This window comes from Streptomyces sp. XY431 (assembly GCF_001279805.1).
GTDB classification, from domain to species: domain Bacteria; phylum Actinomycetota; class Actinomycetes; order Streptomycetales; family Streptomycetaceae; genus Kitasatospora; species Kitasatospora purpeofusca.
This window is the reverse complement of record NZ_LGDO01000344.1, coordinates 1-389: the sequence shown is the minus strand read 5'-3', so window position 1 is coordinate 389 and position 389 is coordinate 1. Positions and strand designations below refer to the sequence as shown.

At 75.6% G+C, this 389-nt stretch carries 1 pseudogene; it reads right to left on the bottom strand.

Features of this window, described 5'->3' with window-relative positions:
* Positions 1 to 389, bottom strand: a pseudogene (locus ADK60_RS25245) (heavy metal translocating P-type ATPase); the annotation flags it as partial.

Here is a 389-nt window from a genome sequence, read left to right as displayed (position 1 = left end):
ACGACGCCCTGGACGCCGAGGCCGGGGACGTTCCGGAAGCCGTCGACGGCGGGCAGGGTGCCGAGGCGTTCGGCGGCCGCGGTGGCGACGGCGGCCGCGACGGGGTGTTCGGAGGCGTGTTCCAGGGCGCCGGCCAGGCGCAGGACCTCGTCCTCGGTGGTGCCGGGGGCGGTGTGGACGGCGAGCAGGGTCATCCGGCCGGTGGTGACGGTGCCGGTCTTGTCGAGGACGACGGTGTCGACCCGGCGGGTGTTCTCCAGGACCTCGGGGCCCTTGATGAGGATGCCGAGCTGGGCGCCGCGGCCGGTGCCGACCATCAGGGCGGTCGGGGTGGCCAGGCCGAGGGCGCACGGGCAGGCGATGATCAGCACCGCCACGGCGGCGGTGAA